Annotated in this window: 7 protein-coding genes; 4 read left to right on the forward strand and 3 right to left on the reverse strand. The window is 70.7% G+C overall.

Going from position 1 to position 6987, the window contains the following annotated elements; all coding sequences use genetic code 11:
* Positions 1 to 5: 5 nt before the first annotated feature.
* The gene (locus ABZZ38_RS22760; protein ID WP_356742852.1) at positions 6 to 809 is read right to left on the reverse strand and encodes an SDR family NAD(P)-dependent oxidoreductase; all 804 of its coding nucleotides are present in this window, start codon (positions 807 to 809) and stop codon (positions 6 to 8) included.
* 89 nt (positions 810 to 898) lie between these two features.
* Between ABZZ38_RS22760 and ABZZ38_RS22765 the strand changes: the two genes are divergently transcribed.
* Together ABZZ38_RS22765 and ABZZ38_RS22770 are read left to right on the forward strand one after the other, a co-directional pair.
* Positions 899 to 2110 (forward strand): pyridoxal phosphate-dependent aminotransferase, encoded by a 1212-nt coding sequence (locus ABZZ38_RS22765; RefSeq protein WP_356742854.1) that lies wholly within the window; start codon positions 899 to 901, stop codon positions 2108 to 2110.
* A gap of 81 nt (positions 2111 to 2191) precedes the next feature.
* Complete coding sequence (locus ABZZ38_RS22770) at positions 2192 to 2584, forward strand: hypothetical protein (protein ID WP_356742856.1); 393 nt, start codon at positions 2192 to 2194, stop codon at positions 2582 to 2584.
* A 277-nt stretch (positions 2585 to 2861) separates the two neighbouring features.
* Here ABZZ38_RS22770 and ABZZ38_RS22775 read toward each other — a convergent pair whose 3' ends face one another.
* On the reverse strand, positions 2862 to 4700 hold the full coding sequence (locus ABZZ38_RS22775) for a phosphoenolpyruvate carboxykinase (GTP) (RefSeq protein ID WP_356742858.1): 1839 nt from the start codon (positions 4698 to 4700) through the stop codon (positions 2862 to 2864).
* A 217-nt stretch (positions 4701 to 4917) separates the two neighbouring features.
* Here ABZZ38_RS22775 and ABZZ38_RS22780 point away from each other — a divergent pair, with 217 nt between their 5' ends.
* Complete coding sequence (locus ABZZ38_RS22780) at positions 4918 to 5613, forward strand: hemolysin III family protein (RefSeq protein WP_356742860.1); 696 nt, start codon at positions 4918 to 4920, stop codon at positions 5611 to 5613.
* Between the two features lie 91 nt (positions 5614 to 5704).
* Complete coding sequence (locus ABZZ38_RS22785; protein WP_356742862.1) at positions 5705 to 6364, forward strand: TetR family transcriptional regulator; 660 nt, start codon at positions 5705 to 5707, stop codon at positions 6362 to 6364.
* On the opposite strand, the gene ABZZ38_RS22790 is transcribed toward ABZZ38_RS22785, so the two are convergent.
* On the reverse strand, positions 6342 to 6987 hold a 646-nt coding region (locus tag ABZZ38_RS22790; RefSeq protein ID WP_356742864.1), incomplete at its 5' end, for a galactose oxidase early set domain-containing protein. The two genes, ABZZ38_RS22785 and ABZZ38_RS22790, sit on opposite strands and share 23 nt — an antisense overlap.

Genomic DNA, 6987 nt, shown 5'->3' on the forward strand with positions numbered 1-6987 from the left:
CCAACCTATCCGCCCTGTCCCACCTCGTCCTCCACGGGCTCCATGGCCAGGGCGAACCCCGTGTTGTGCGCGAGCAGCCCCCCGTCCACGCGCAGCGTGGTGCCGGTGATCCAGGACGCGTCGCGGGACGCCAGGAACGCGACGGCCGCGGCGACGTCCTCCGGCTCACCCACCCGGCCCAGTGGGTAGACGCGCTCCGCGAGGGCCTCCAGCTCGCGCTCGCGGCCGGCCCACGCGCGCGTGCGGATGGTCCCGGGGTCGATCTGGTTCACGCGGACGCCGCGCGGGGCGGCGTGGGCGGCCAGGGTGCGGGTGAACGAGGCCAGCCCCGCCTTGGCCGCGCTGTACGCGTGGTTGCCGAAGGCCTGGACGCCGTTGACGGACCCGATGTTGACGATCGCGCCGCGCCCGGAGGCCGTCAGGTGGGGCAGGGCGGCACGGGCGCAGCGCATCGCGCCGGCCAGGGTGATGTCGACGTCCCGGTGCCAGGTCTCCTCGGCCTGGTCCTCGAAGGACGGTGCGTCGCGGGTGCACGAGGCCGCGTTGTTGACCAGCACGTCGAGGCGGCCGAAGGTCTCGACGGCGTACGCGACCACCGCCTCGACCGCGACCCGGTCGCCCACGTCGCACCGGACGGCGGCGGCCCCGGGCAGGGTCTTCGCCACCTCCCCGGCGAGCTCCTCGTCGAGGTCCGCGACCAGGACGCGGGCTCCCTCGGCCGTCAGTCTGCGGGCGGTGGCCTCGCCGATGCCGCGCGCCGCGCCTGTGATCAGTACGCCGTATCCGTCGAAACGCTGCGGAGAATCCATCCTCCGATCGTGCCCCGCGGGGAGCCTCCTGAAGGCTACGTGGCACAAAACACGAGGCGTCCCACGGGCTCCCGCCGTAAGCTCTCGACATGCAGGTGATCCAGTCCACGAAGCTCGCCAACGTCTGTTACGAAATCCGGGGTCCGGTGCTCGAGGAGGCGATGCGGCTCGAGGCCGCGGGTCACCGGATCCTCAAGCTCAACACCGGCAACCCCGCCGCCTTCGGCTTCGAGTGCCCGCCCGCCATCCTGGAGGACGTCCTCCGCAACCTCGGCGACGCGCACGGGTACGGCGACGCGAAGGGGCTGCTGTCCGCGCGGCGCGCGGTGATGAGCCACTACGAGACCAAGGGCATCCCGCTCTCCGTCGACGACATCTACCTCGGCAACGGCGTCTCCGAGCTGATCCAGATGTCGATGCAGGCGCTGCTCGACGACGGCGACGAGGTGCTCGTACCGGCGCCGGACTATCCGCTGTGGACGGCGTCCGTGTCCCTCGCCGGCGGTACGGCGGTGCACTACCGCTGCGACGAGCAGTCCGACTGGATGCCCGACCTCGCCGACATCGAGCGCAAGGTCACCGACCGGACCAAGGCCATCGTCATCATCAACCCGAACAATCCGACGGGTGCGGTGTACGACGACGAGATGCTGCGCGGGCTGACGGAGATCGCCCGGCGCCACAACCTGGTGGTCTGCTCGGACGAGATCTACGACAAGATCCTGTACGACGGGGTCACGCACACCCCGACCGCCGCCATCGCCCCCGACCTGCTGGTGCTGACCTTCAACGGCATGTCGAAGAACTACCGCGTGGCCGGCTACCGCAGCGGCTGGCTCGCCGTGTGCGGCCCGAAGGCGCACGCCACCTCGTACATAGAGGGTCTGACGATCCTCGCCAACATGCGGCTGTGCGCCAACATGCCGGCGCAGCACGCCATCGCCGCCGCGCTCCAGGGGCGGCAGTCGATCGAGGCGCTGGTGCAGCCGGGCGGGCGGCTGCTGGAGCAGCGGGACGTGGCGTACGAGCTGCTGGTGCAGATCCCGGGCGTGACGTGTGTGAAGCCGAAGGGCGCGCTGTATCTCTTCCCCCGGCTCGACCCGGACGTCTTCAAGATCAAGGACGACCGGCAGATGGTGCTGGACCTGCTGCGGGCCGAGAAGATCATGGTGGTGCACGGGACGGGGTTCAACTGGCACGAGCCGGACCACTTCCGGATCGTGACCCTGCCGAACGCCACGGACCTCGCGGACGCGGTGACCCGCATCGGGAACTTCCTGGACGGTTACAGCCAGCCCTGACCGGCTCACTTGAAGTCAGCTCAACTTTAGACAGAATCCAAGCTAGGATGGTCTCCTGTCGAGAGCAGGAGGCCGTCCACCATGTACGAACCGATCCGCACCAAGTCGGTCCACCGGATGGCCGACGACGCCCAGGACCGCATCCCGCACCGCTCCCGCGAGGAGGAGCTGGACATCCAGCTCGCCGGACACCTCGCCGCGCTGCTCGCCGTCACCGATGAACTCGGCGACGAAGCGGCGGCGGAGCGCATCGCCCGGCAGGTCGCCCGGCTCCGTGGCGCGCCGCCGGCCCGCCACGCGGGTCTCACCGGCGCCGACCCGGCGGCCCTGCACCGCCGCGCCCACGCCCTCGCGGGCCGCGCCCTGGTCGTCGCCGCCTCCCGGGCCGACACGGCCGCCGCGATCCTCGCCGCCGAGCGCATGGACGCGCACACCGACGCCCTGGACGGATTCCGTCCGGTCGGCGCCCTCTGACGGCCCCGGTCCACGGGCCGGTAAGGCGCGTGGACCGGGTGCCAACCACCAGGCCCCAGCGGCGTACCCGCACCGTCGCCGTGGCGGTCGACGCCTCGTGGCGTCGTCACCCGCGCAGCCGGCGGTATGACCGCCGTGCGCACGTCGCGCACAGGGGGTTCGAGAATATCGGCCCCCGGAGCCGCAGGGCTCCGGGGGCCGATCGCATCGTGGCGGGTCAAGGATGACCCCACAGGTCAGGGCGGATGTCGGATTGACCCGCCACGAGGTCCAGGGGTCAGCCCAGCCGCTTCACCAGGGCGTGGTACTCGTCCCACAGCTCCTTCGGCGTGTGGTCACCGAAGGTGTTGAGGTGCTCGGGGATCAGAGCGGCCTCCTCGCGCCACACGTCGGTGTCGACCTTGAGGAGGAAGTCCAGGTCCTCCTCGGGCAGGTCAAGGCCGTCGGTGTCGAGCGCGTCGCGCGTCGGCAGGATGCCGATCGGGGTCTCGACGCCCTCGGCCCTGCCCTCCAGGCGCTCCACGATCCACTTCAGGACACGGCTGTTCTCACCGAAGCCGGGCCACACGAACCTGCCCGCGTCGTTCTTGCGGAACCAGTTCACGTAGTAGATCTTCGGCAGCTTCGTCTGGGTTCCTCCCCGCGCGGCGTCCTGACCCACCTTGATCCAGTGGGCCATGTAGTCGCCCATGTTGTAGCCGCAGAACGGCAGCATGGCGAAGGGGTCGCGGCGCAGCTCGCCGACCTTGCCCTCGGCGGCGGCGGTCTTCTCGGAGGCGACGTTCGCACCGAGGAAGACACCGTGCTGCCAGTCGAAGGACTCGGTGACCAACGGGACGGCGGAGGCGCGGCGGCCGCCGAAGAGGATCGCCGAGATCGGCACGCCCTTCGGGTCCTCCCACTCGGGCGCGATGATCGGGCACTGCGAGGCGGGGACGGTGAAGCGGGCGTTGGGGTGGGCGGCCGGCGTCTCGGACGCGGGCGTCCAGTCGTTGCCCTTCCAGTCCGTGAGGTGCGCCGGGGCCGTCTCGGTCATGCCCTCCCACCACACGTCGTTGTCGTCGGTGAGCGCGACGTTGGTGAAGACGGCGTTGCCCCAGAGGGTCTTCATGGCGTTGGCGTTGGTGTGCTCGCCCGTGCCGGGCGCGACGCCGAAGAAGCCCGCCTCCGGGTTGATCGCGTACAGCCGGCCGTCCTCGCCGAACCGCATCCACGCGATGTCGTCGCCGACCGTCTCGACGGTCCAGCCGGAGATCGTGGGCTCCAGCATCGCGAGGTTGGTCTTGCCGCAGGCGGACGGGAAGGCCGCGGCGACGTACTTCGCCTCGCCCTGCGGCGGGGTCAGCTTGAGGATCAGCATGTGCTCGGCGAGCCAGCCCTCGTCGCGCGCCATGACGGACGCGATGCGCAGGGCGTAGCACTTCTTGCCGAGCAGGGCGTTGCCGCCGTAGCCGGAGCCGTACGACCAGATCTCACGGGTCTCGGGGAAGTGCGAGATGTACTTGGTGGAGTTGCACGGCCAGGGAACGTCCTCCTGACCCTCCTCCAGCGGGGCGCCGAGGGTGTGGACGGCCCTGACGAAGAAGCCGTCGGTGCCGAGCTCGTCCAGGACGGCCTGGCCCATGCGGGTCATGGTGCGCATCGAGACGGCGACATACGCGGAGTCGGTGATCTCGACGCCGATGGCGGAGAGCGGCGAGCCGAGCGGGCCCATGCAGAAGGGCACGACGTACATCGTGCGGCCCTTCATGGAGCCGCGGAAGATCCCCTTCTCACCGGCGAAGATCTCTTTCATCTCCGCCGGGGCCTTCCAGTGGTTGGTCGGGCCCGCTTCCTCCTCCTTCTCGGAGCAGATGAAGGTGCGGTCCTCCACGCGGGCGACGTCCGTCGGGTCGGACGCGGCGTAGTACGAGTTCGGACGCTTGACCGGGTCCAGCTTGCGGAACGTGCCCTTCGCGACGAGCTCCTCGCACAGGCGCTCGTACTCGGCTTCGGAACCGTCGCACCAGACGACGTTGTCCGGCTGCGTGATTGCTGCGATCTCGTCGACCCAGGAGATCAGCTCCTGGTGGTTGGTGGGGACGACGGTGGAGGGAGCCGCGTTGTCGCGCGCCACGATTGCTCCTTGTTGAGGGGTTTGTTGTTGTCTGCCCCGTGGGGGCCGCGACCCGGATGCTTCACGGCGTTGTACACATTGGCGCTCATCCGGTGCCGACCGCACTCATCTGATCATCCGGGCTGGGTGCCCATATGTCCAGAGGACCTCTCACGTGAGCATTGCCACTCATTCGTCTCCCACACGTTCCGTTCGGGGGCGTCGGTAACATTCCGCCATGACTGCAGTGGCCAGGCCCGGAGTGACCGACGTGACCGAGATAGCCCCAGCCCCACCCCCGCTGAAGCCCCGGTTGCGCGGCTGGCTGCACGCCGGCATGTTTCCCGCCGCACTCGTCGCGGGAGTGGTCCTCACGGCGCTCGCCGACTCCCCGCGCGCCCGGATCGCGTGCGGCGTCTACGCCCTCACCGCGTGCCTGCTCTTCGGCGTGAGCGCGCTGTACCACCGCGGGACCTGGGGGCCGCGCGCCACGGCCGTCCTGCGCCGGCTCGACCACGCCAATATCTTTCTGATCATCGCGGGCACCTATACCCCGCTGACGCTGTTGCTCCTCCCCGACTCCACCGGCCGGGTGCTGCTGTGGGCGGTATGGGCGGCGGCGGTGGCGGGGATCGCCTTCCGGGTGTTCTGGGTCGGCGCCCCGCGCTGGCTCTACACGCCGTGCTACATCGCGATGGGCTGGGCGGCCGTCTTCTTCCTGCCGGACTTCCTGCGACAGGGCGGCGTCGCGGTGCTCGTCCTGGTGGTCGTCGGCGGTGTGCTCTACAGCCTGGGCGGCGCGGTGTACGGCTTCAAGCGGCCGAACCCGTCACCGCGGTGGTTCGGCTTCCACGAGGTCTTCCACCTGCTCACGCTGGCGGCGTTCATCGTGCACTACATCGGCATCTCGCTGGTGGCGTACCGGCACGCCTGACGCCGGCCCCCGCGGCGGTCGTGGCGGTCCGGGGCGGCACGGACGGCCGTCGTGCGCCGGGGCGCGGCCCGCATGTCCGACAATGAGCCCCATGGCCGCCGACTCCCCCAGCCTCTCCGGGCCGCTGCCCGAGGCGCACCTCCACGGGCCGCTCGCCGCCGCGCAGCCGCCGCTGGGCCTGCGTGAGCGCAAGAAGCTCAAGACCCGGATCGCGATCCGCCGGGCCACCTACCGGCTGATCGGCGAACAGGGGTACGAGGCGACGACCGTCGAGCAGATCGCGGAGGCGGCGGAGGTGTCGCCGAGCACCGTCTTCCGCTACTTCCCCACCAAGGAGGACATCGTCCTCACGGACGAGTACGACCCGTTCATGGAGACGGCGCTGCGTGCCCGCCCCGCCGGCGAGGAGCCGCTGGAGTCGCTGCGGCTCGTCATGAAGCAGGCCGTGGCCGCCCTCCTGGAGCACGAGCCCGAGGAGATGCGGCAGCGCGCCAGACTGATGGCGGAGGTCCCGGCCGTCCGCGCCCGCATGAGCGAGACCATGGCCGAGACCTCCCAGCTGCTGTCACGCGTCCTGGCCGACCGCACCGGGCGGGCGGTGGACGACCTGGAGGTACGGGTCTTCACCGCCGCCGTGATGGGCGCCCTGCGCGAGGTGACGATCCACTGGGCGGAGCGCGACCGGCAGGACGACCTGGTCGCGCTCGTCGACCGCGCGATCGACACGCTCAAGGGCGGGCCTTCCCTGTAGGGGTGTCCCCCTTCCCGCAGGCCAGACCGTCCCGGTTCGGGTCGAGCCGCAGCGGGTCGTCCTTGCCGTTGACCTTCAGGTGGCCGTAGTCGTGGGTCGCCAGCCAGTCGCAGCGGGCCTTCGTCGTCGCCTTCACCGACCGCGGGAACGCCGTCGGGACGCACACCCCGGCCGTGCCGTAGTGCCGGTCGCACCCGGCGATCCGCGGGCTCACCGGTGCCGACGACCGCTTCTTCAGCGGTTTCCTCGGCTCGGCGGCGAGCGATCCGGCGAAGTCGTGGACGTGAGCCGACGTCTCCGCCTCCGCCGCCATCGCCGCCGGGCCGCCGAGGTGCACCCACCGCGCGATGGAGGGGACGCCGTTGGCGTCGACCGCGAAGAGCATGTACCAGCCGGGCGGGGCGAGGTTGGGGTTGCCGGTGACGTTCAGGTCGACGGTCCGGTCGTCGATGACGCTCAGCGGCAGGTCGACGAACCGCTGGTTGGGGTCGGAGGAGTGGGTGACGGCGGCCGGGCGGATCAGCTCGGCCTTGGCGATCGGCCGGTCGACGGTGATCCGCTGCGTGTCGCCATAGTTCCAGCGGCCGGGGGGGCCCCCGGGGGTGGGGGGGGGTTGGGGGGGG

The organism is Streptomyces sp. NPDC006368 (assembly GCF_040612535.1).
Taxonomy (GTDB): Bacteria; Actinomycetota; Actinomycetes; order Streptomycetales; family Streptomycetaceae; genus Streptomyces.

Coding starts and splice junctions, on each gene's coding strand:
- ABZZ38_RS22760 (WP_356742852.1), bottom strand. CDS start 809: ATGGATTCTCCGCAGCGTTTCGACGGATACGGCGTACTGATCACAGGC.
- ABZZ38_RS22765 (WP_356742854.1), top strand. CDS start 899: ATGCAGGTGATCCAGTCCACGAAGCTCGCCAACGTCTGTTACGAAATC.
- ABZZ38_RS22770 (WP_356742856.1), top strand. CDS start 2,192: ATGTACGAACCGATCCGCACCAAGTCGGTCCACCGGATGGCCGACGAC.
- ABZZ38_RS22780 (WP_356742860.1), top strand. CDS start 4,918: ATGACTGCAGTGGCCAGGCCCGGAGTGACCGACGTGACCGAGATAGCC.
- ABZZ38_RS22785 (WP_356742862.1), top strand. CDS start 5,705: ATGGCCGCCGACTCCCCCAGCCTCTCCGGGCCGCTGCCCGAGGCGCAC.